The following is a 20,748-nucleotide window of genomic DNA, read 5'->3' as shown; positions in this document are numbered from 1 at the left end:
TGTTCCAGCTCACCGGCCTGCGGTCCTTCGTGGGCCGGCCGGCTCCCCTGTGCCGAGGACGTACGACCGGACCAGGTGGTTCCAGTGGCACGCGCGGCACACTTCGACGTCGTACACGGTGAACTCGGCGAACATGCCGGCCATCCGGGCCAGCTCTTCGGGCGTCCTCGCCGAACCCGCGACGTGCTTGAGTTCGTCACCGTAGACCCAGGACACCAGGGTCAGCGGTTCCTGGCGGCAGATCGGGCAGGGCTGGTCACCGGCCCGGCCGTGGAACTTCGCCGCCCGCAGCAGGTACGGGCTCGCGTCGCAGGCTTCGTAGCTGCCGACGCGCCCGGAGCGGACTTCGGCCAGCAGCGCACGGCGCTGCAGCGCGTAGTCCACGACCTGCCGCTGGTTAATCACCAGGACAGAGTACGGGCTCTTGCTGTGTCGTCCACGCCCCCTAGCGCGAGCGCCTGCCGGACCGGGGCGGACACGCCGGACGTTCGATAACTCTCCGGTGAATTTCGCCCACTCCAGAGTGAGGGCGCTCGTTAGCTTCGCCACTTCGATGTATCGGCGCGATATAGTGGCTGAGTAGGTTGGATCGAGGCGACCCGTTCGGAGCAACGCGCGTCGTCACGGTTTGTTCCCGGAAGGGGGTGCGGTGTGCTGGAGTTCGCGATCCTGGGTCTCCTGCACGAAGCGCCCATGCACGGGTACGTGCTGCGCAAGCGGCTGCACGAGACGCTCGGCACGCTCCGGACGTTCTCGTACGGCTCGCTGTACCCGACCCTGCGGAAGCTGCTGCGGGCCGGGTACCTGGTCGAGGAGCTGGACGAGGCCGACGACCGGGCGTGGTCGCGGCGCGGACGGCGGGTCTACAAGCTCACCGCGGAGGGCAAGGAGCGCTTCGGTGAGCTGCTCGGCGACGCCGGGCCGCAGACCTGGGACGACGAAGGCTTCGGTGTTCACCTGGCCTTCTTCTCGCGTACCCCGGCCGACGTGCGGATGCGGATCCTCGAGGGCCGCCGCCGCCGGGTCGAGGAGCGCCGCGAGGGTTTGCGGGCGGCGCTGTCGCGGGCCGAGGAGAAGATCGATCGCTACACCCGCGAGCTGCACCGGCTCGGGCTGGAGACCAGCGAGCGGGAGGTGCGCTGGCTCAACGAGCTGATCGCGCACGAACAAGCCGAACGGCAGGGTCCGGAGACCTGAGCCGTTCGGCGCGGGCCGCAGCGTCGCGGCACCAGACCTACTGAACAGACACGGATTGAAGGAGAAACCCCCATGGGCGAGAACCGCCGCGTACGGGTGGCCATCGTGGGCGTCGGCAACTGCGCGGCGTCGCTGGTCCAGGGTGTCCAGTACTACCGCGACGCGGACCCGGCCACCCGCGTCCCCGGTCTGATGCACGTCGACTTCGGCGGCTACCACGTCCGCGACATCGAGTTCGCCGCCGCGTTCGACGTGGACGCCAAGAAGGTCAGCCGCGACCTGTCCGAGGCGATCTTCGCCTCGGAGAACAACACGATCAAGATCGCCGACGTGCCGCCGCTCGGCGTCACCGTCCAGCGCGGCCACACCCACGACGGGCTCGGCCGCTTCTACCGCGAGACGATCGAGGAGTCCGACGAGGCCCCGGTCGACGTCGTCGCGGCGCTGCGCGAGGCCGAGGTCGACGTGCTCGTGTCGTACCTGCCGGTGGGCTCCGAGGTGGCGGACAAGTTCTACGCCCAGGCCGCGATCGACGCCGGTGTGGCGTTCGTCAACGCGCTGCCCGTGTTCATCGCCTCCGACCCCGAGTGGGCGAAGAAGTTCGAAGACGCCGGCGTCCCGATCGTCGGCGACGACATCAAGTCCCAGGTCGGCGCCACCATCACGCACCGCGTGCTGGCGAAGCTGTTCGAGGACCGCGGCGTCCAGCTCGACCGGACGATGCAGCTCAACGTGGGCGGGAACATGGACTTCCTGAACATGAAGGAGCTCGAGCGGCTCGAGTCGAAGAAGATCTCGAAGACGCAGTCGGTCACCTCGCAGGTCGACCGCGACCTCGGCAAGGGCAACGTCCACATCGGCCCGTCCGACTACGTGCAGTGGCTCGACGACCGCAAGTGGGCCTACGTCCGGCTCGAGGGCCGCGCCTTCGGCGACGTGCCGCTGAACCTGGAGTACAAGCTCGAGGTGTGGGACTCGCCGAACTCGGCGGGCATCATCATCGACGCGGTGCGCGCGGCGAAGATCGCCAAGGACCGCGGCATCGGCGGCCCGATCCTGTCGGCCTCCTCCTACTTCATGAAGTCGCCGCCGGAGCAGTACGACGACGCGACCGCGCGCGACGCCGTGGAGAAGTTCATCCGCGGCGAGGTCGAGCGCTGACTCACTCCGCTCGCAAAAGCCGTGAAGGCCTCCTTGCCGGTCATAAGCGCCGGTAAGGAGGCCTTCACGGCTTTTCGTGTGGTGCACTAAACCGGTGGGGCGGGGTGCGCGTTGGCGGGGTGTGAGTGCGAGCGTGGGCGAAAGCGCGCCGGGGGATCTGGGCGCGCCGACCTTCCACGACCTGTTCCGCGAGTACTTCGGGCAGATGACCCGGCTGGCGCACCTGCTCGGCGCGGACGACGCGGAGAACGTCGCCCAGGAGGCCTTCGTCAAGCTCCACCAGCGCTGGGACACCCTGACCGACCACGCCCGGGTGGCCGGCTACCTGCGCACGACCGTGGTGAACCTGTCGCGTTCGCGGACGCGGCACCTGCGCGTGGTCCGGCGCGCCCCGCAGGACCGGCCGCCGGACGAGCTGTCGGCCGAGGTCAGGGCGGTGGCCAACTGGGAGCACCAGCAGCTGCGCGAGGTGGTCGGGAAGCTGTCGAGGCGACAGCGCGAGGTCCTCGTGCTGAGGTATTGGCTGGACCTGAGCACGGCGGCCATCGCGGAGACGCTCGGCATCTCGCCCGGCACCGTCAAGGCGACCACCCACCACGCGATGGAGAACCTGCGCAAGCACTGGGGGGACGACCTGGGAGGTGAGCGATGACCGACCTCGAACGCAAGCTGGCCGACGCACTGCGTGCGGAGGCGGAGAAGGTCACGCCCAACCTCGACGCGGCGTGGGCCGAGCAGCTGCGGCGGCAGCACCGGCCCCGCCGCCGCCGGGCCGCGGTGTGGGTCGCCCCGCTCGCCGCGGTGCTCGTGGTGCTGACCAGTGTGGCGATCGCCACCCAGGTGAACACGGTCCAGCCGCCGCCGGCCCCGGCGTCGCGGCCGGGCCAGGACCTGGTGCTCCCGAAGCCGGTGATCTCGCCGCCGGGCGTGAACTTCGTCGGTGAGCCGAAGGCGCTGGTCGACTTCGCGGGGCAAACGGACGCCTGGACCTCGTACGCCTCCGACGCCACCGACGCCGCCGGGCAGCGCATGTTCTGCCTCGAAGCGCTGCCCAAGGGCGCGACCCACGGCGGGCCGGAGTCGAACTTCGGCATCGAGTCGCCGTCCTGCGTCCCCGTGTCGGATTCCCCCGTGAGCGCCGGGTACATCGGCAAGAACGGGGGCCCGCTGCCGGCGGGCAAGGCGGTCTTCCTCGCCGACCGGACGACACAGGTGCTGCGTCTCTACGACGAGGCGGGCAACCTGAGCCTGGCCAAGATGGTGGGCACGCTCCAGCGCGGCCCGGTGTTCCTCGCCGACGTGCCGCCCGGCTCGCCGCCCGTGCGGTACGAGGTCAACTCAGTCCAAGCGCACCCGGCAAGCCGGTGATCTCCGGCACCACCGCCGTCGCCTCCGCGAGCACCTCGGGATCCGGCGGGAAGTGCGGGTTCGGCACCGCGTACACCGCCATCTTCGCCGCCAGCGCGGACCGCAGGCCGTTCGTCGTGTCCTCCACGGCGGCGCAGTCCTCCGGCGCGACGCCGAGCAGCTCGGCCGCCCGCAGGTAGACGTCCGGTGCCGGTTTGCCGGCGCCGACCTGCTCGGACGACACCGCCGCGCCGACCGGCAGGCCGGTCACGTCGAGGAAGCCCTTGATCAGCAGCACCGGCGACGAGCTGGCGATCGCCACCGGCCACCGGGCCGACACCTGCCGCACGACGTCCACCGCGCCGGGGATCAGCGGCGGCTCCGCGGCGTACCGGGCGGCCATCCGCTTGACGACGATCGTCGCGATCTCGGCCGGCGTCGTCCGCGCGCCGAGCTCCTCCACCAGGTAGCGGGCCCATTCCGGGGTGCTCATCCCCTGCTGGGCGCGCGTCGCCTCCTCGCGCCAGGTGCCGCCGTGCTCGGCGACGACCGCGCGGCGCACCTCGTCCCAGATCCGCTCGGAGTCCACCAGTACGCCGTCGAGGTCGAAGATCACCGCGTCCATACCTCCGAGCGTAGCTTGTGAGAGGAGTTACTTAGCCACCCTTACTAATTTTTGTTAGCCTGGCTAAGTGACTTCCCCGATCGCCGACCTCGCCCACCGGCTGCGGCCGCTGGTCTTCCGGCTGTACCACCAGGTGCGCCGCCAGACCCCGCAGCTGTCGCTGACCCTCACCCAGGGGTCGGTGCTGAGCGAGCTGGTCAACGGCGGCCCGCGGCGGATGAGCGCGCTCGCCGAGTTCGAGCAGGTCAAGCTGCCGTCGATGACCGACGTCGTCGGCCGCCTCGAACGGCTCGGCCTCGCCACCCGCATGCCGGACCCCGCCGACGGCCGGGCCGTGCTCGTGGACGTCACCGACGAGGGCCGCCGCTTCTACGCCGAGACGGTGGCCGCCCGGGAGGAGTTCCTCCGCGAGCGGCTCATCGCCATGGACGACACCGACCGCGCCGCGATCGAAGCCGCCCTCCCGGCCCTCGCGAAGTTGCTTGTCGACACCAAGAAGGAGGAACTGATCAGCGATGAGCGCTGAACACCACTCGAGCCTGCTGGACGCCGTCAAGGGCCAGCCCAAGCAGGTGTGGATCACCGCGTTCGCCGCGGTCATCGCCTTCATGGGGATCGGGCTGGTCGACCCGATCCTGCTGTCCATCGCCAAGGGCCTGGACGCGACGCCGTCCCAGGTCACCCTGCTCTTCTCGTCCTACCTCGGCGTCCAGGTCATCGCGATGCTGGTCACCGGCACGGCGAGCGCCAAGTTCGGCGCCAAGCGCACGGTGCTGGTCGGGCTGACGCTGATCGTCGCGGCCACCGCCCTGTGCGCGGCCGCCGGGTCGATCGAGCAGCTCGTCGGGCTGCGCGCGGTCTGGGGCCTCGGCAACGCGTTCTTCATCGCGACGGCGCTTTCGGTGATCGTCGGCGCCGCGACCGGCGGCCAGTCCGGCGCGATCCTGCTCTACGAAGCCGCGCTCGGCGTCGGCCTGTCGGTCGGCCCGCTGCTGGGCGCGCTGCTCGGCAGCATCTCGTGGCGCGGCCCGTTCCTCGGCACCGCGATCCTGATGGCGGGCGCGCTCGTGCTGTGCGCGGTGTTCCTCAAGAGCGACAAGCACGAGAAGCGCGAGCCGATCAAGCTGCTCGACCCGCTCCGCGCGCTCAAGCACACCGGTCTGCTGCGCACCTCCGTCGCCTCGGCGCTCTACACCGCCGCGTTCTTCGCGGTGCTGGCCTGGTCGCCGTTCGTCCTCGGTTGGAGCGCCATCGCCGTCGGGCTGATCTTCTGCGGCTGGGGCCTGTGCGTCGCGGTCGCCGGCGTCGCCCTCGCGCCGCGGCTGGCCGCCAAGCTCGGCGAGCGGCACGCGGCCGCGGCCGCCGTCTTCGGCTACGCCGTGCTGATGCTGGTGCTCGCGGTGCCGAGCAAGCCGGTGCTGGTCGCCGGGATCATCGTCTCCGGGCTGGTGTCCGGCCTGCTGAACACGCTGTTCACCGGCACCGCGATGTCGATCAGCGACGCGCCGCGCCCGGTCGCCAGCGCGGGCTACAACTTCTGCCGGTGGCTCGGTGGCGCCGTGGCCGCGACGCTCGTCGGGCACGTCGCCGAGTGGTTCGGCTCGCCGCAGGCGCCGTTCGTCGTCTCGGCCATCCTGTGCGTCGTCGCCGGTGCGCTGCTCTCGCTGCGGGAGAAGAAGGCCGACCCGCACACCGTGCCGCGGGAAGCGGTGCTCGTCGGCGAAGAGTTCTGAGTTCCGCACCCACCGTGACAGCCCCGGGATCCGCGTCCCGGGGCTGTCCGCTGTACACCCGTTGTTCACTCAGAAGTCCGGAAAGACTGGTTTTGGGCGCTTAGGTTCGGTCCGTTCCCGAATCCCCACCATGGAGGCGCTGTGCCCGACCGCCTGCTCCCGTTGTTCGCCGCTCACCCGGGCGGCCGTTCCCCGATCACCTGCGAGTACCGCTGCGGCAACGCGTGCGCCCACCCCGAGGCGAACGACTCCGGGAACGAGTACTTCGGTGACGTCGTCAAGGACATCTCCCGCCGCCGGGTCTTCAAGGCCGGAGCCGTGATGGCCGCCGCCGCGGGCGGGTTCGCCGCGCTGTCCGGTACCGCCGCGGCCGCACCGCTCCAGAAGCCCCAGCCGCCGTCGCGTCCGGTGCCGGGCACCGACTTCGACCCCGTCCCGCCGAACAAGCTCGACGCGGTCAGCATCCCCGACGCCTACGCGCAGCGCGTCGTCGTCCGGTGGGGCGACCCGGTCGTCGCGGGCGCGCCGAAGTTCGACTTCACCAAGCAGACCGCGGCCGCGCAGGCGAAGCAGTTCGGCTACAACAACGACTTCGTCGGCCTGATCCCGCAGGACGCACTGGGCCTGACGAACCTGCTCGTGGTCAACCACGAGTACACGACCGAGGTCCACATGTTCCCGGCCGACCAGTACGACCCGGCGAACCCGACCGAGGAGCAGGTCAAGATCGCCTGGGCCGCGCACGGCCTTTCGGTGCTGCTGACCCGCCGCGACCCGGTCCGCGGCGGCCTCGAGGTGGTCCCCAGCCGGTACGGCCGCCGGATCACGCTCGACACGATCTTCGAGGTGCGCGGCCCGGCCGCCGGCTCGAAGTTCCTCAAGACGTCGGCCGACCCGAGCGGGCGCAAGGTCCGCGGCACGCAGAACAACTGCTCCGGCGGCGTGACGCCGTGGGGCACGGTGCTCTCCGGCGAAGAGAACTTCGACCAGTACTTCGCGAACTCCGACAAGGTCACCGACCCGGTCGAGGCGGCGCGGCTCAAGCGCTACTCCGTCGGCAGCGGCACGAGCACCCGCAAGTGGGAGCGGTTCGACAAGCGCTGGGACGTCTCGCAGGAGCCGAACGAGCCGAACCGCTTCGGCTGGGTGATCGAAATCGACCCCAACGACCCGAACTCGACGCCGGTCAAGCACACCGCGCTCGGCCGGTTCAAGCACGAAGCCGCGAACATCAAGATCACCGCCGACGGCCGCGTCGCCGTCTACTCCGGGGACGACAGCCGCTTCGAGTACATCTACAAGTTCGTCTCGAAGGGCAAGTACAAGCCGGGCAAGAGCGCGCACGCGCGGCGGCACAACTCCGCGCTGCTCGACGAGGGCACGCTGTACGTCGGCCGGTTCACCGGCGACAGCCCGGCCGCGGAGATCGACGGCACCGGCAAGCTGCCGTCCGACGGCGAGTTCGACGGCCGCGGCGAGTGGATCCCGCTGGCCAGCGGCGACCAGTCCTTTGTGGACGGCTTCACCGCCGAGGAGGTCTACGTCTTCACCCGGCAGGCCGCGGACAAGGTGGCCGCGACGAAGATGGACCGGCCCGAGGACATCGAGCCGAACCCGGTCAACGGCCGGATCTACGCGGCGCTGACCAACAACTCCGACCGCGGCGCGACCGGCAAGGCCGGCGCCGACGAGCCGAACCCGCGGGTGGGCAACAAGAACGGGCACATCCTGGAGTGGGAGGAGGACCGCGGCGACGCGGCGTCCACCCGGTTCGCCTGGCGGCTGCTGCTGGTCTGCGGTGACCCGAAGGCGGCGGACACCTACTTCGGCGGCTTCCCGAAGGACCAGGTCAGCCCGATCTCCTGCCCGGACAACGTGGCCTTCGACCGCCACGGCAACCTGTGGATCGCCACCGACGGCAACGCGCTGGGCGCGAACGACGGCCTCTTCTCGGTGCCGGTCACCGGCCCGGAGCGCGGGCACGTCAAGCAGTTCCTCTCGGTGCCGGTCGGCGCCGAGACGTGCGGCCCGGTCGTGACGGACAACCTGGTGCTCGTCGCGGTCCAGCACCCGGGCGAGAACGCGACCAGCTCGGCGAACCCGACGTCGCACTGGCCCGACGGCGGCACCGCGCAGCCGCGGCCGTCGATCGTCTCGGTGTGGAAGAAGGGCCGCTTCGGGCTGCCCGGCCGCATCGGCGAGCGCTGACACACCCGGCCCGCACCGGCGAGGTTCACTCTTAAGTGGACGGTTCTCGCCCGGTGCGGGCCCCTGCCACGCGCCATAGTCGAAGCATGGTCCGTTCGGCGCGCGTGGTGGCAGTGGCGGTGGTGGCGCTCTCGGGGACGGTCGTACCCACGGCCGCCGCGGAGCCGCCGCCGTCCTGCGGCGGGGTCGCGGCGAACCCGAGCGTCGAGGAGACGGCGCGCAACGGCGCTCCCGACGGGTACGTGTTCACCCCGGCCGCGCCCGTGCCGCCCGGGACGCCGGCCGCGAAGGCGCCGAAGCTGCTGACCGACCAGGCGTACGCGGTCGACGGGCAGCGTTCGGCGGTCGTCCAGACGCCGGACGGCAAGGCCAGCACCGCCGTCCAGGCCGAGAAGTTCGTCCCCGGCGGCGTCTACACGCTGAGCGTCTGGACCGCTTCGCACGCCCCGGGCAACGGCGCGGCGACCGGCCTGCGGTTCTTCGACGCGTCCGGCGCGCAGGTGCAGGAGAGCAAGCTCGCCGTCGACCACAACGCGAGCGACGGCCACCTGGCCCGGCAGCAGTTCCCGGCGGTGACGGCCCCGGCGAAGGCCGGCGCGGTGAAGTTCTTCACCACGACCAGCCTCGAACGGCTGCGCTGGGACTGCGTCGACCTGAACCTGGCCGCGTACTCGGTGAAGAAGGAAGTGCAGAACCCGGCGACCGGTGCGTGGGGCTCGTTCGCGACGGTCACCGCCGGCGACACCGCGCACTACCGGATCACCGTGACGAACGACGGCACCGAGGAGCTGACCGGGATCTCGGTGCAGGACCCGTGGTGCCCGGCGCCGTTCGAGCCGTTCGCGCTGGCCGCGGGCGCGAACAAGCAGCTGATTTGCGACCACCCGGACCTCACGGTGGCCGACAACGGGCACGTCAACACGGCGAAGGTCACCGGCGTGAAGTTCGCGGGCGGCACTCTAGGCGACAAGACGGCGTCGGCCACGATCACCGTCCTGCCGCCGCCCGCGATCGCGAAGATCGGCGACTTCGCGTGGAAGGACCGCAACCGCGACGGGATCCAGGACCCGGACGAACCCGGCGTCGCGGGCGTGAAGGTGACGCTGAAGGACGGCGCGGGCGGCACGGTCGGCACCGCGACCACCGACGCCGGCGGGAAGTACGGGTTCGAGAAGCTGAAGGACGGCACCTACCAGGTCTGCTTCACCGTCCCGGCGGACTTCACGGTGACGCGCAAGGACGCGGCCGCCGACGACCGCGACTCCGACGCCGACCCGGACGGCTGCACCGCCCCGCGCACGCTCGGCGGCCCGGCGCGCGAGGACTTCACGGTGGACCTCGGGCTCGCCCCGCCGACGAACCGGATCGGCGACTTCGCCTGGGCCGACACCAACGGCAACGGCCTCCAGGACCCGGGCGAGCCCGGCCTGGCCGGCGTCAAGGCCGTGCTGAGCAACGGCGTCAGCGTCGTCACCGGCCCGGACGGCGCGTACGCCTTCACCGGCCTCGAAGACGGCAGCTACCAGGTCTGCTTCACGGCGGAGGGCCACCACCCGACGAAGAAGGACGCCGGCGACGACGCGAAGGACTCCGACGCGGACCCGGCGTCCGGCTGCGCGGACCCGCGGACGCTCGGCCCCGGCGCGCGTGACGACCGCACAGTCGACGTCGGCTTCGCCTAGTTACGGTGGGGGCATGACGGACTTGCCCTTGGCTCTCGTGACCGGCGCTTCCCGCGGGATCGGCGCGGCGGTCGCGCACCAGCTCGCGCCGACCCACCGCCTGCTGCTCGGTGGCCGCGACGCCGAAGCGCTGTCCGCGCTGGCGAAGGAGCTCCCGGGCGCGAAGCCGTGGCCGGTCGACCTCACCGATCCGGCCTCCCTCGAACGCGCGGTCGCGGACGTCGAGTCGCTCGACGTCCTGGTCCACTCCGCCGGCGTCGCCCGGCTCGGCCGCGTCGAGGAGGCGTCCGCCGCGGCGTGGCGGGAGAACTTCGAGGTCAACACCCTGGCGGTGGTCGAGCTGACCCGCCTCCTGCTCCCGGCGTTGCGCACGGCCCGCGGCCACGTGGTCGTGATCAACTCCGGCGCCGGCCGCAACGCGCGTCCGGGCTGGTCGCCGTACGCCGCGAGCAAGTTCGCCGTCCGCGCCTTCGCCGACGCCCTGCGCGAGGAGGAGCCGGACATCCGCGTGACGTCGGTCTACCCCGGCCGCACGGACACGCCGATGCAGCAGGAGATCTTCAAGGGCGAGGGCCGCGACTACGACACCACGCACCTCCTGCGCGCGGACTCGGTGGCGACCGCGGTGGTGACGGCGGTGTCGGCCACCCCGGACGCACACCTGACCGAGCTGATCCTGCGGCCGAACTAGGCGCGCAGGCGCGCGGCGGTCTCGGCCACCCCGGCCTGGACCTTCGCGCGGTCCACCTTCACCGACTCGCCCTCGGCGACGACCTGCTCGCCCGCGACCCACACGTCCCGGACCCGCCGCGACCCGGCCGCCCACACGAGGTTCGACAGCAGCTGCACGTCCGGCACGTCCAGGCCGCACGCGAAGGCCGGGTCGTCCAGGTCGATGTGCACCAGGTCGGCCCAGCGGCCCGCCTCGATGGCCCCGATGTCGGACCGGCCGAGCGCCGCCGCGCCGCCGCGGGTCGCCAGCAGGAAGACGTCGGCCGCGGTCAGCACCGTCGAGTCGCCCGTCGCGAGCCGGGCGAACATGGCCGCGAGCTGCAGTTCTTCCCACAGGTCGATGTCGTCGTTGGACGCCGGGCCGTCGGTGCCGAGACCGACCGCGACGCCCGCCTCACGCAGGTCCTTGATCCGCGCGATGCCCGAAGCCAGCTTCGCGTTCGAGCCCGGGCAGTGCGCCATGCCGACGCCGTGCGCGGCGAACAACGCGATGTCGGCGTCCGACAGGTGGATCGCGTGCGCCGCCAGCACCCGGCCGTCGAGCATTCCCAGCTCACGAAGCAGCGCGGGCACCGAACCGTGCGATTCCCGGACCGCGGTGTCTTCGAGAGCCGCCTCGGCGACGTGGATCTGGATCAGCGCCCCGCGCGACTGGGCCGACTCCGCCGTCGCCCGCAGGGCTTCCGCCGACAGCATGTACGCCGAGTGCGGGCCGTAACCCAGCTCGACGCGGTCGCCGTGGCCGAAGCGCAGGCCGTCGGCGTCGATCCAGCGCTCGATGCCGGCCAGCTGCGCCCGCCAGTCCAAGCCGGGCAGCTCCATCACCGGCGGCGCCACCAGCACCCGGCCACCGGTGGTGAGCACCGCGTCGACCAGCTGCTCGCCTTCGAAGTACATCTCGGCGCTGGTCGTGACGCCGTGGCGCAGCATCTCGACCGAGCCGAGCAGCATGCCGGTGCGCACGTCTTCGGGACGCAGCTTCGCCTCGGCCGGCCAGATGATCTCGTTGAGCCACGGCAGCAGCGGCAGGTCGCCGCCCATGCCGCGCAGCAGCGTCATCGGGCTGTGCGCGTGCGTGTTGACCAGGCCGGGCAGCAGGATGCCGGTCAGGGTGGTGACCGGCGCGGCGGACTCGGGGGCGGTGGCCGCCGGTCCGCAGTAGGAAATGCGCCCATCGGCGTCGACATCGACGGCCGCGTCACGAAGAAGCGAACAGGACGGGTCGGCCGGGAGAACGACGGGGGCGAGGAAACGGCGTTGCATCTCTGGATACTACGCACCCTGGATTACGAGACGACTCCACTCCGCCACGCCCACGCCGCGATCTCCACGCGGTTGCGCGCGCCGATCTTGCCCTGCACCGACGCCAGGTGCGTCTTCACCGTGGACAGCGAGAGGAACAGCTCCGACCCGATCTCGGTGTTCGTCAGCCCCCGCGCGGCCGCCTGCACGACGTCCAGCTCCCGCGCGGTCAGCGGTTCCGACGGCGGGGCGACCTGCGCCTTCGCCGCGCCGCCGCCGTCGAAGTGCTTGAGCAGCCGGATGGTGATCTGCGGCGAGACCAGCGCGTCGCCGCGGTCGGCCGCGCGGACCGCCTCGATCAGCAGCGCCGGGCCCGCGTCCTTCAGCAGGAAGCCGTGCGCGCCGTTGCGCAGCGCCGTGTGGACGTACTCGTCGAGGTCGAACGTGGTGACCACGACGACCTTCAGCGGATCGCTCACGTCCGGCCCGGCCAGCTGGCGGGTGACCTCCAGCCCGTCGAGGCCGGGCATGCGGATGTCGAGCAGGCAGACGTCCGGGCGCAGCTCGCGGGCCTTCGACACCGCCGAGACGCCGTCCGGGACGTCGGCGACGACCTCGATGTCGTCCTGGGCGTCCAGGATCATGCGGAAGCCCATCCGCACCATTTCCTGGTCGTCGGCGATCAGTACCCGGATCACTCGTCCCCTTCCCCGGCGGCCAGCGGCAGCCACGCTTCGACCCGCCAGCCCCCGTCCGGGTCGCGCCCGGCCGACAGCCGTCCCTTGAGCAATGCGACGCGTTCGCGCATCCCGACCAGACCGTAGCCGCCCGACCCACCGGCCGGCCGGTGTGCCGGCTCGCGTCCGTCGTCCGTCACCCGCAGGTGCAGTTCGGGACCCTGCACCTCGGCCACGACGAACGCCTCGGTCGCGCCGGACGCGTGCTTGCCGACGTTCGTCAGCGACTCCTGCACCAGCCGCAGCGCCGAGCGGCCGACCTCGTGCGGCAGGTCCGGCGGCAGGTCGAGGTGCAGCGACGTCGGCACGCCGTGGTTGCCGCTGCCGACCAGCTTCCGCAGGTCGGCGCCCAGATCCGTGGTGGCCTGCTCGCTGAACTCGCTCGACCCGGCCGGTGCGTCCCCGCGCATCGAGCGGACCAGCCGCCGCATCGCCGCGAGCGCTTCGACGCCGGCGTTCTCGATCCGGGCCATCGCCTCGACGGCGACCTCCGGCTTCTGCTCGGCCATCATCCGCGCGGCCTGGGCCTGCACGACGATGCCGGTGACGTGGTGGGCGACGACGTCGTGCAGCTCCCGCGCCAGCGCCATCCGCTCGGCCGTCTGCGCGTCGGCCACCGCCGACTTGACGACCGTGGTGCGCTCGGAGTCCCGCGAGCGCAGCATCAGGCCGGTGGCGATCGAGATGCCGAGCAGCAGCGCCGCGGCGAAGGCCAGGATGGACAACGTCTGCGGGTCGGTCTGCAGGCCGCGGGGCGTGTTCGAGTTGAGGATCGCGGCGAGCGCGACCACCCCCGAGAGGATCGACACCCGCGGCCACGACGCGTTGAGGCCGCGGGCGCGGGTCACGTTCACCACCACGCCCATCGCGGCGATGACCTGCACGAACGGCACGCCGCCCGGCATCGGGTAGTCGTAGCGCAGGTGCAGGAACGGCGTGATGACCGCCGACAGCAGCAGCATCCCGGCGATGCCGAGGAGCGCGTCCGCCGGCCGGCGCGGCGAGAGCACCGCGATGGCCGCCGCGACGATCGAGCAGAACAGGATCGGGAAGCCGCGGGCGTTGCTCGAATACGTGTAGCCGAACTCGAACAGCAGCGCGAAGCCGAGCAGGCCCATCAGCGGCCACTGCCCCATCGCCAGCTCGTTCACCCGGCGCAGCCGCCGGGTCCGCGGCCCGGCTTGCGGACGGCGGTCCCGCGCCGCGATCGCGGGCACGAGCGGCCCGGCGAGCAGCAGCAGGCCGAACAGCAGCGCCTGCGAACCCGTGCCGCTGTCGATCTCGCCGACCCCGGCGTACCGGCCGAAGACGGCGACGAGGCCGCTGACGACCAGGAAGCCGATCACGCAGAACGCCACGCCCGCCCGGGCCCGGCGGGCCAGGTAGTAGACCATCAGCACCCCGGCCACGACCTCGGTGATGGTCACCTTCGGCAGCACGCTGGAGTACGGCGGGATGTGGAACGCGTGGATGAAGAGGGTGGAGAACACCAGCACCCCGCCCCCGGCCACGCCGGCGACGGCCGCGCGCTTCTGGGCCCACACCGCGCACGCCGTCATCGCGAAGATGCCGGGCAGCAGCCCGAAGTCGACGAACCGCGGGCCGTTGTCGTCGAGGGCGGCCTGCGTCGTGTAGACGACGTCGAAGATCAGCGCGGCGAAGAGGACGGCCGTGGGCACGCCGACGCGCCGCACGAGAGCGGCGGCGCGGGTGTACAGCGTTTTCGGCGGGGGCGCGGCGGTCACAACGTGACGTTAGAGGATCCGCGGGCGTTCGCACCTTGGCCGACCGGCTCGTGCTCCCTCGGCCGATCGGCCGATGCGGGCCGGGCCGTGACTGGCCGTCTGCCCGAAGTGGACAACCCGGGGTTTCGGCGAAGCTCATCGGCACCAAGATCCGAACCGACAGGGAGAACCTCGTGGACCCGAACACTCCACAGTGGACCGGCGGACCGGTGCTGTCCGGCCGTGGGCTGGTGAAGCGCTACGGCGCGCAGTACGCCCTGGCCGGCATCGACATCGACATCCAGCCGCGGGACGCCGTCGCCATCGTCGGCCCGTCCGGCTCGGGCAAAACGTCGCTGCTGCACGTGCTGGCCGGCATCCTCCGGGCCGACGACGGGCAGATCTTCCTGGCCGGGCAGCGGATCGACCACCTCGGCGAGAAGAAGCGCAGCGAACTGCGCCGCACCGAGTTCGGCTTCGTCTTCCAGTCGGGGATGCTGGTCGCGGAGCTGTCGGCCGAAGAGAACGTCGCGCTGCCGTCGCTGCTGGCCGGGCTCGGCCGCAAGGAGGCCATCGACGCCGGCCGCCAGTGGCTCTCGCGCCTCGGGCTGGCCGGCAAGGAAAAGCGCCGCCCCGGCGAGCTGTCCGGCGGTGAGGCCCAGCGCGTCGCGATCGCGCGGGCGCTGACCCACCGGCCGAAGGTGATCTTCGCCGACGAGCCGACCGGCGCGCTCGACACCCGCACCGGCCGCGAGACGATGGACGCCCTGCTCGGCGCCGCCCACGAGACGGGCGCCGCGGTGATCGTGGTGACGCACGACCGCGAGCTGGCCGAGTCGATGCCGAAGACCGTCGCCATCCGCGACGGGCTGATCGCCACGAGGCAGGCGGCGTGAACTCGCTGCAGATCGCCCTGCGGGTGCTGAGGGTCGACCGGCGGACCCGGACGTCGGCGATCCTCACCGCGATCGGGGTGGCCGTCGCGACCGGGCTGGTGCTGCTGCTGGCGACGCTGCCGTTCGCCACGCAGAACCGCGAGCAACGCGCCCTCTGGCAGGGCGAGCACTTCTACAGCCGCGGCTCCGACGTGCCGGCCAAGCTGCTGTTCAGCTCCTCGAAGGACTACTTCGACGGGCAGCAGATCATCCGCGTCGACGTCGCACTGGCGCCGGGCGTGACCGCGGCGGGCGTCCAGCTGCCGCCGGGCGTGCCGCAGCTGCCGGGACCGGGCGAGACCGTCGTGTCGCCCGCGCTCGGCCGGCTCCTCCAGGGCCACCCGGCCGACCAGCTCGGCGACCGGTTCGGCAAGCCCGTCGGCGCCATCGGCGAGGACGGCCTCCGCTTCCCGGAGCAGCTCGTCGCGCTCACCGGGCACACCGCGGACGCGATGCCGGAGAGCGCCAACCAGGTGCCCGGCTTCCCGGCGGGGAAGGCGAGCCCGGATCCCCTGCTCATGCTGCTGTCCTGGGTCGGGATCATCGTGCTGCTGGTGCCGAGCCTGGTGCTGGTGGCGTCCTCGGCGCGGCTGACCGCCGCCCGGCGCGAACGGCGGCTCGCCGCGATCCGGCTGGCCGGCGCCACTCCGGGGCAGGTCACGAACATGGTGGCCGCCGAGACGACGTTGTCCGCCGGCATCGGCGCCCTGCTCGGCCTGCTGATCAGCCCGGCCCTGCACGGCCTCGCGTCGTTCGTCCCGTGGGCCGGTGGCACGTGGCTCGCGTCCGACTTCGCCCTGCCGGTCGGCCTGACGGTGTTCATCGTCCTGGCCATCCCGGTGCTCGTGGTGCTGGCCGGCGTCCTCGGCCTGCGCCGCGTGCTGAAGAACCCGCTGTTCGCGACCGGTGGCCACACGAAGAAGCCGTTGCGCTGGTGGCGCCTGCTGGCGCTGCCCGCGGCGGGGCTGTTCTTCCTGGTCGCGGTGACGACGGCGAAGGACTCCGGCGGCATCACGCTGGTCATGGCGGGGCTGTTCCTGCTGGTCGGCTCGGCCGCGATCGTCGGGCCGTGGGTGACGTCGGCGGTCGGCGGCACGTTCGTCCGGATCTGGCGGCGCCCGTCCGCGCTGCTCGCCGGTCGTCGCCTGCGTGACGACCCGAAGGGCGCCTACCGCGCGTCCGCCGGGATCGTGCTCGCGGTGTTCGCCGGGTCGATGGCGCTGACGCTGCTGCCGACGTTCGAGTCGATGGCCGGTGGCGGGCGGTCCTTCGTCGACTCGGTGCTCTACGTCGACACGGACAACCAGCACGCGGGCAAGATCGTCGAGCAGGCGAACGGGTCCCTGCGGAAGTACGGCCAGTCCGAGCAGGCGGTCGCGGTCGGCGAGGTCTACCTCGTCGAGGGCGAGGGGAACAACCGCACCGGCCACCGCGCGCTGGTGATGACCTGCGCCGACGCCGTCAAGCTGACCCGGTTCGACCTCACCGCGGAGAACTGCACGGGCGGTCCGGCCGTCTTCGGCGACTCGGCGCTCGACCTTGCGCGGTACAAGCTCACCGACAACTGGGAAGGGCCGGCGGTGGCCGTGAAGTCGGGGACGCGGGCGGAAGCGATCCACCTGCCCGACGCGGACCTGTCGAGCACGTCGATCATCGACCCGGCCGCGCTGCCGGACGGCTTCACGCCGAAGTACGTCACGGTGGTCGCGCCGACGACCGACGCGAACCGCGAGATCGTCCGCACGGCGCTGGCCGGGCCGGCCGCCGGCGAGGAGATCGGCAGCCGGGACCAGTACCTGTTCAACCAGCAGACCGAGCTCGGCGACCTGCGCCGGGTCACGGTGATCGGGCTGATCGCCGCCGGTGTGCTGGCGGGCTGCAGCGCCGCGGTCGCGACCGCGGGGTCGGTGATGGACCGCCGTCGCACGTTCGGGGCGTTGATGGCGGCCGGCACGCCGGTCCGGGTGCTGGCGAGGGCGCTGCGGATGGAGGCTGCGCTGCCGGCGCTGGTCGCCACCATCGGGGCGGGAATCGTCGGGGTGCTCGTCGGCGTTGGGCTGTACAGCATGGTCGACGAGCGGGGCATCGTGCTCAGCCCGTGGCTGCTGGCGCCGGTCGTGCTCGGCGTCGGCGTGGCGTTGCTCGGCGCGTCGGTCTGCACCCCCGCGCTCAAGCGGGTCCAGGCCGAACCGCTGGCCGACGAATAGGGAGGACGTTCGCCCCTCTGTCGGGGGAGGGGCGAACTCCTACCGCTTTTCGAAGATGAGGTCGTGCGAGACGCGGCCTTCGACGTCGGCGCGCTGCTCGAACTTGGTCACCGGCCGCCAGTCCGGCCGCGGCGCCCAGCCGTCGTACCGGTTCTTCAACGCCGGCTCGGCGGAGCAGACCTCCAGCATCTGCTCGGCGTAGCTCTCCCAGTCGGTCGCCATGTGGAACGTGCCGCCGGGCGCGAGCCGCGACGCCACCAGCGCGGCGAACGACGGCGACACGATCCGCCGCTTGTGGTGCTTCTTCTTCGGCCACGGGTCCGGGAAGAACAGCCGGACGCCGTGCAGCGTGTCCGGCTCGACGTGCTCGGTCAGGAACACGACGGCGTCGCCGTGCAGCAGCCGCAGGTTCCCGACGCCCAGCTTTTCGGCGCGCAGCATCAGCTGGCCGAGGCCCGGGTCGTAGACTTCGGCCGCGACATAGTTCAGCTCCGGCGCCGCGGCGGCCAGCTGCGACGTCGTCTCGCCCATGCCGGAGCCGATCTCCAGCATCACCGGCGCTTCGCGGCCGAACCACTCGGTGAAGTCCAGCGTTCCGGCGGGCAGCTCACCGACCGTGCGGCCGAGCTCCGGCCACAGTTCGTCCCACGCGCGTTGCTGCCCGACGGTCATCCGGCCGCCGCGCTTCACGTAGCTGACGACGCTGCGCAGCCGGGGTTGGTGCTCGTTTTCCACTCACCGAGGTTAACGAACGGCTTCCAGCTCCCCGAGACGAGACCGCAGCCCCGCCAGCCCGGCGATGGCGATCGGGTCCGGCGTCGCCCCCGTGTGCGCGGGGAGCACGTCGATCCAGCCCGGGTGCCGGTCGGTGTTCATGACCGTCGTCGGAATCGCGTGTCCCGATTTCCCGCGTTCGGACGGCATGAACTCCCAGTACCCGGATTCGCCGTCCGCGGCCCACGGGACGAATTCCCAGCCCGGGCGCCTGCCGAGCAGTTGCGCGATCCGGTCCTCGACGCGGAAACCCTGTTCCCGTGAATCGAGGGTCCCGTCCGCCACCGCCCGCAGCCACCACGGCGCGGGGATCGGGCCCGCCATCCCGGCCGAAGCGCGGAACAGGGCCAGGACGCGGTCTTCCGGCGCGCGGTGCACCCACGCCCGGCGGAGTTCGGCGGGCGTCGCCGCGGTCATGGCGGCCCGCGGGAGCTCGATCGCCCGCGACCATTCGAGGTCCAGCATGGGTTCGAGCTGCGGAGCGTCGTCTTCGACGCGGGCTCGGGGAATCGTGCTGCCCAATTCTTGACCGGTGTCCACCGTCAAGGATCACCTCCAGGGGAGCTCAGACGGGTCCGGCACGCTCTCTCTTACGAATATTGCCTGGTCATAGCATTATGTCCGGTGGCTGTGAGAGAAGCCACAGGGGTTTCATCTTCTTTTAACAAAGGTTTTTGCGGTATTGAGACCACGGTCACGCTCAGGCATCGCGGCGTGCCGTTGCGAGCACGCCGGCCACGAACAGGGCAACGGTGATCGCCGCGAAGTAGCCGAGGTAGCCCCACGGGCCGAGCGGCGCGTCCGGCAGCTGCAGCGGCCCCGCGGCGAACCCGCCGGCGCCGACGAACTCGTCGGCGGCGTGGAACGGCATCCACTGGTAGATGTGCTTGCCGGCGCCCGGGATCAAGATCACCAGGCCCTCCAGCACCTGCGTCCACACCAGCACCACGGTCAGCCCGAAGGCGACGCTGCGCAGCAGGAGCGCGACGCCGACGCCGGCCACCGCGGTGAACAGGAACACCAGGCTCTGGCCGAGCACCGCGCGCCAGTCCGCGGCCGAGTGCAGCGCGAGGTCGGCGTCCGGCTGCACCAGCGACGCCAGCCCCCACGAGCCGAAGCCGACGACCAGCCCGAGCACCGCGCCGAGCGCGGCGAGCACCGCCAGCTTCGCCACCAGCGCGGGCACCCGGCTCGGCACCGCCTGGAAGGTCAGCCGCATGGTGCCCCAGTTGAACTCCGACGCCGTCGCGAGGATCGCGAGGACGAGCAGCACGGTCCGGCCGTTGCCGCTGGCGAGCTGGGTGTTGCCGACGGTCGCCGGGATCTCCGGCCCGGCCAGCGCGAAGAACAACGCGGTGAAGCCGAGCGGCGCGACGAACGCGATCGCCAGGCACCACCAGGGCGCGCGGGTGCTGAAGAGCTTGATGCGCTCGGCGCGGAGGAGGTTGGTGATCATCGGGACGCCTCCGGAGCCGGGCCCGCGAACTCGACGGATTCGCGGGTGAGGTCGAGGTAGGCCTGCTCCAGCGAGCCGGTGATCGGGCTCAGCTCGTGCAGCGTCGCGCCGGCGTCGAAGGCGAGCTGCCCGATCCGGTCACTGTCCATTCCGGACACCAGGAAGGCGCCGTCGGCCTCGCTGAACTCGGCCTGCCCGGTGAGCGCGGCCCGCAGCTCGTCGGCGTGCGGGGTGCGCACGCGCACGCCGTGTTCGCTCGTCCGCGCGACGAAGTCGGCCATCGTCCCCTGGTAGATGAGCCGTCCCCGGCCGATCACCACGAGGTCCTGCGCGGTCTGCGCCATCTCGGGCAGCAGGTGGCTGGACACGAACACGGTCCGGCCCTCGGCCGCCAGCGCGTGCAGCAGCTGCCGGATCCAGGCCATGCCCTCCGGGTCGAGGCCGTTCACCGGCTCGTCGAACAGCAGCACCCGCGGGTCGCCGAGCATCGCGGCGGCGATGCCGAGCCGCTGCTGCATGCCGAGGGAGTACTGCAGGACGCGGGTCTTGCCGACGCTCGTCAGCCCGACCAGCGCGAGCACCTCTTCGACGCGCTTGTCGGTGATGCCGTTGGTGGCGGCCAGCCAGCGCAGGTGGTCGCGCCCGCTGCGGCCGGGGTGGCGCCAGGTGGCGTCCAGCATCGCGCCGACCGTCCGAAGTGGATCTTTCAGCTCGCGGTACGGGACGCCGTCGACGAGCACCGTGCCCGCGTCGGGCGTGTCGAGGCCGAGGACCAGCCGCATGGTCGTGGACTTCCCGGCGCCGTTCGGCCCGAGGAACCCGGTGACCCGCCCGGACCGCGCGGTGAACGTCAGCTCGTCGACCGCGGTCGTCGTGCCGTACCGCTTGGTCAGCGCGTTGGCTTCGATCATGCGCTCCCCCGTCCCGTCACCAGGAGCCTACTGCGAAACACCGGATCCGGGTCGCCCCCCGACAGCGCGACCCGGAT

Annotated in this window: 20 protein-coding genes; 11 read left to right on the top strand and 9 right to left on the bottom strand. The window is 71.8% G+C overall.

Annotation, left to right across the window (positions count from 1 at the left end):
• Positions 1 to 9: 9 nt before the first annotated feature.
• Entirely contained in the window at positions 10 to 405 is a 396-nt protein-coding gene (locus EIY87_RS17510; protein ID WP_125309221.1) for a DUF5318 domain-containing protein, read from the bottom strand.
• Positions 406 to 651: 246 nt separating this feature from the next.
• Here EIY87_RS17510 and EIY87_RS17505 point away from each other — a divergent pair, with 246 nt between their 5' ends.
• From EIY87_RS17505 to EIY87_RS17490, 4 genes are all read left to right on the top strand, one after another.
• Entirely contained in the window at positions 652 to 1,197 is a 546-nt protein-coding gene (locus EIY87_RS17505; RefSeq protein WP_086856499.1) for a PadR family transcriptional regulator, read from the top strand.
• A gap of 72 nt (positions 1,198 to 1,269) precedes the next feature.
• Positions 1,270 to 2,358, top strand: coding sequence for an inositol-3-phosphate synthase (locus tag EIY87_RS17500; RefSeq protein WP_125309219.1), 1,089 nt, complete (start codon positions 1,270 to 1,272; stop codon positions 2,356 to 2,358).
• Positions 2,359 to 2,491: 133 nt separating this feature from the next.
• Positions 2,492 to 3,010, top strand: coding sequence for an RNA polymerase sigma factor (locus EIY87_RS17495; protein ID WP_125309217.1), 519 nt, complete (start codon positions 2,492 to 2,494; stop codon positions 3,008 to 3,010).
• Positions 3,007 to 3,726, top strand: coding sequence for a hypothetical protein (locus tag EIY87_RS17490; protein WP_125309215.1), 720 nt, complete (start codon positions 3,007 to 3,009; stop codon positions 3,724 to 3,726). Before EIY87_RS17495 ends, EIY87_RS17490 begins: the two co-directional genes overlap by 4 nt.
• Here EIY87_RS17490 and EIY87_RS17485 read toward each other — a convergent pair.
• Positions 3,692 to 4,330, bottom strand: a complete 639-nt coding sequence (locus tag EIY87_RS17485) for an HAD family hydrolase (RefSeq protein ID WP_125309213.1) — start codon at positions 4,328 to 4,330, stop codon at positions 3,692 to 3,694. The genes EIY87_RS17490 and EIY87_RS17485 overlap by 35 nt on opposite strands.
• Positions 4,331 to 4,397: 67 nt before the next feature.
• On the opposite strand from EIY87_RS17485, the gene EIY87_RS17480 reads away from it, so the two are divergent.
• The 5 genes from EIY87_RS17480 (at position 4,398) to EIY87_RS17460 (ending at position 10,644) form a co-directional block, all read left to right on the top strand.
• Complete coding sequence (locus tag EIY87_RS17480; protein WP_125309211.1) at positions 4,398 to 4,856, top strand: MarR family winged helix-turn-helix transcriptional regulator; 459 nt, start codon at positions 4,398 to 4,400, stop codon at positions 4,854 to 4,856.
• Entirely contained in the window at positions 4,846 to 6,063 is a 1,218-nt protein-coding gene (locus EIY87_RS17475; RefSeq protein ID WP_125309209.1) for an MFS transporter, read from the top strand. The genes EIY87_RS17480 and EIY87_RS17475 overlap by 11 nt, the downstream gene beginning before the upstream one ends.
• Positions 6,064 to 6,204: 141 nt before the next feature.
• The gene (locus EIY87_RS17470) at positions 6,205 to 8,271 is read left to right on the top strand and encodes a PhoX family protein (protein ID WP_125309207.1); all 2,067 of its coding nucleotides are present in this window, start codon (positions 6,205 to 6,207) and stop codon (positions 8,269 to 8,271) included.
• An 86-nt stretch (positions 8,272 to 8,357) separates the two neighbouring features.
• The gene (locus tag EIY87_RS17465) at positions 8,358 to 9,953 is read left to right on the top strand and encodes a DUF7850 domain-containing protein (protein WP_125309205.1); all 1,596 of its coding nucleotides are present in this window, start codon (positions 8,358 to 8,360) and stop codon (positions 9,951 to 9,953) included.
• A gap of 13 nt (positions 9,954 to 9,966) precedes the next feature.
• Positions 9,967 to 10,644, top strand: a complete 678-nt coding sequence (locus tag EIY87_RS17460) for an SDR family oxidoreductase (protein ID WP_125309203.1) — start codon at positions 9,967 to 9,969, stop codon at positions 10,642 to 10,644.
• On the opposite strand, the gene EIY87_RS17455 is transcribed toward EIY87_RS17460, so the two are convergent.
• Genes EIY87_RS17455 through EIY87_RS17445 form a run of 3 tightly spaced genes read right to left on the bottom strand, consistent with a single transcriptional unit; the run spans position 10,641 to position 14,409 of the window.
• Positions 10,641 to 11,948: an amidohydrolase family protein gene (locus EIY87_RS17455; RefSeq protein ID WP_125309201.1), complete on the bottom strand. Its 1,308-nt coding sequence runs from the start codon at positions 11,946 to 11,948 to the stop codon at positions 10,641 to 10,643. The two genes, EIY87_RS17460 and EIY87_RS17455, sit on opposite strands and share 4 nt — an antisense overlap.
• 23 nt (positions 11,949 to 11,971) lie before the next feature.
• Positions 11,972 to 12,625: a response regulator gene (locus EIY87_RS17450; RefSeq protein WP_125309199.1), complete on the bottom strand. Its 654-nt coding sequence runs from the start codon at positions 12,623 to 12,625 to the stop codon at positions 11,972 to 11,974.
• Positions 12,622 to 14,409 (bottom strand): sensor histidine kinase, encoded by a 1,788-nt coding sequence (locus EIY87_RS17445; protein ID WP_125309197.1) that lies wholly within the window; start codon positions 14,407 to 14,409, stop codon positions 12,622 to 12,624. Before EIY87_RS17445 ends, EIY87_RS17450 begins: the two co-directional genes overlap by 4 nt.
• A gap of 173 nt (positions 14,410 to 14,582) precedes the next feature.
• On the opposite strand from EIY87_RS17445, the gene EIY87_RS17440 reads away from it, so the two are divergent.
• Positions 14,583 to 15,284 carry an ABC transporter ATP-binding protein gene (locus EIY87_RS17440; RefSeq protein ID WP_086856530.1) on the top strand — a complete coding sequence of 234 codons (702 nt, stop codon included), beginning with the start codon at positions 14,583 to 14,585 and terminating at the stop codon, positions 15,282 to 15,284.
• Entirely contained in the window at positions 15,281 to 17,530 is a 2,250-nt protein-coding gene (locus EIY87_RS17435) for an ABC transporter permease (RefSeq protein WP_125309195.1), read from the top strand. Before EIY87_RS17440 ends, EIY87_RS17435 begins: the two co-directional genes overlap by 4 nt.
• Positions 17,531 to 17,569: 39 nt before the next feature.
• Here the strand turns inward: EIY87_RS17435 and trmB are convergent, their stop codons facing one another.
• The 4 genes from trmB to EIY87_RS17415 all read right to left on the bottom strand — a co-directional run bounded on the left by trmB (position 17,570) and on the right by EIY87_RS17415 (position 20,671).
• A complete protein-coding gene (trmB, locus tag EIY87_RS17430) occupies positions 17,570 to 18,265 on the bottom strand; it encodes a tRNA (guanosine(46)-N7)-methyltransferase TrmB (protein WP_125309193.1) in 696 nt (231 codons plus the stop codon).
• Between the two features lie 9 nt (positions 18,266 to 18,274).
• Positions 18,275 to 18,826, bottom strand: coding sequence for a hypothetical protein (locus EIY87_RS17425; protein ID WP_166640534.1), 552 nt, complete (start codon positions 18,824 to 18,826; stop codon positions 18,275 to 18,277).
• Between the two features lie 178 nt (positions 18,827 to 19,004).
• Positions 19,005 to 19,760 carry a hypothetical protein gene (locus tag EIY87_RS17420; protein WP_125309189.1) on the bottom strand — a complete coding sequence of 252 codons (756 nt, stop codon included), beginning with the start codon at positions 19,758 to 19,760 and terminating at the stop codon, positions 19,005 to 19,007.
• Complete coding sequence (locus tag EIY87_RS17415; RefSeq protein WP_125309187.1) at positions 19,757 to 20,671, bottom strand: ATP-binding cassette domain-containing protein; 915 nt, start codon at positions 20,669 to 20,671, stop codon at positions 19,757 to 19,759. The genes EIY87_RS17420 and EIY87_RS17415 overlap by 4 nt, the downstream gene beginning before the upstream one ends.
• Positions 20,672 to 20,748: the final 77 nt, after the last annotated feature.

This window comes from Amycolatopsis eburnea (assembly GCF_003937945.1).
In the GTDB taxonomy this organism is placed as follows: Bacteria; Actinomycetota; Actinomycetes; order Mycobacteriales; family Pseudonocardiaceae; genus Amycolatopsis; species Amycolatopsis eburnea.
The sequence above is the reverse complement of the archived record's forward strand: the minus strand, read 5'-3'. Positions and strand labels throughout refer to the sequence as shown.

Coding starts and splice junctions, on each gene's coding strand:
- EIY87_RS17500 (WP_125309219.1), top strand. CDS start 1,270: ATGGGCGAGAACCGCCGCGTACGGGTGGCCATCGTGGGCGTCGGCAAC.
- EIY87_RS17490 (WP_125309215.1), top strand. CDS start 3,007: ATGACCGACCTCGAACGCAAGCTGGCCGACGCACTGCGTGCGGAGGCG.
- EIY87_RS17485 (WP_125309213.1), bottom strand. CDS start 4,330: ATGGACGCGGTGATCTTCGACCTCGACGGCGTACTGGTGGACTCCGAG.
- EIY87_RS17475 (WP_125309209.1), top strand. CDS start 4,846: ATGAGCGCTGAACACCACTCGAGCCTGCTGGACGCCGTCAAGGGCCAG.
- EIY87_RS17465 (WP_125309205.1), top strand. CDS start 8,358: ATGGTCCGTTCGGCGCGCGTGGTGGCAGTGGCGGTGGTGGCGCTCTCG.
- EIY87_RS17460 (WP_125309203.1), top strand. CDS start 9,967: ATGACGGACTTGCCCTTGGCTCTCGTGACCGGCGCTTCCCGCGGGATC.
- EIY87_RS17455 (WP_125309201.1), bottom strand. CDS start 11,948: ATGCAACGCCGTTTCCTCGCCCCCGTCGTTCTCCCGGCCGACCCGTCC.
- EIY87_RS17420 (WP_125309189.1), bottom strand. CDS start 19,760: ATGATCACCAACCTCCTCCGCGCCGAGCGCATCAAGCTCTTCAGCACC.
- EIY87_RS17415 (WP_125309187.1), bottom strand. CDS start 20,671: ATGATCGAAGCCAACGCGCTGACCAAGCGGTACGGCACGACGACCGCG.